A 314-nucleotide genomic window follows, 5' to 3' on the forward strand; every position below is an offset into this window, starting at 1 on the left:
AGTCTCTGCGGAGGCTTGCGCCCTGTCAGCGGCAAACCCGGCGACGCAGGCAGCCAAGAGAAAAACCATCGTGACCGGGACAAGCCAGGAGGCGACAGGCTCGCCCATGACGAGTCGGCCCACCGCCATGGCTGCCGTCGCGGCAAAACCGAGCCGCAACGCCGTGCGGGCGACTTGCAGGCAGAGCAGGCGGAGCAACCCGCGTTTTGCCAGACGCTGGGCGGTGGCGAGCGCGTGGAAAGCGTCCGGCGCCGAGGCGGCTGGGTCGTGAGATGAGGCGGAAGCGGCTGGCGATCTCATGCGCAGGTTTTCGC

The 314-nt window shown here is 68.5% G+C and carries 1 protein-coding gene; it reads right to left on the minus strand.

What is annotated here, in order from left to right; all coding sequences use genetic code 11:
* On the minus strand, positions 1-300 hold a 300-nt coding region (locus tag EN852_RS38280), incomplete at its 3' end, for a hypothetical protein (RefSeq protein WP_135879867.1).
* Positions 301-314: the final 14 nt, after the last annotated feature.

The organism is Mesorhizobium sp. M2E.F.Ca.ET.209.01.1.1 (assembly GCF_004010375.2).
Classification (GTDB): Bacteria; Pseudomonadota; Alphaproteobacteria; order Rhizobiales; family Rhizobiaceae; genus Mesorhizobium.